The organism is Schumannella sp. 10F1B-5-1, assembly GCF_006517535.1.
Lineage (GTDB): Bacteria > Actinomycetota > Actinomycetes > Actinomycetales > Microbacteriaceae > Schumannella.
The window spans coordinates 1-218 of the sequence record NZ_VHQH01000122.1; the positions used below are offsets into that span (position 1 = coordinate 1).

The 218-nt window shown below is 72.0% G+C and carries 1 protein-coding gene; it reads left to right on the forward strand.

Annotated elements, in window-relative coordinates; genetic code table 11:
* Nucleotides 1–218 (forward strand): sulfatase-like hydrolase/transferase (locus FJ658_RS15175; protein WP_141146217.1); only part of this gene is annotated, 218 nt, incomplete at both ends.

The window sequence follows — 218 nt, forward strand, 5'->3', positions numbered from 1 at the left end:
AGCAGAGCTGCACCGCCGGCCGTGCCGCCTTCATCACCGGCCAGAACCCGTACCGCACCGGACTCACCAAGGTCGGCCTGCCGGGGGCGGATGTCGGACTCCGCGCGGGCGACCCGACGATCGCCACCGCGCTCAAGCAGCAGGGCTACGCGACCGGCCAGTTCGGCAAGAACCACCTCGGCGACCGCGACGAGTTCCTGCCCACCGCGCACGGCTTC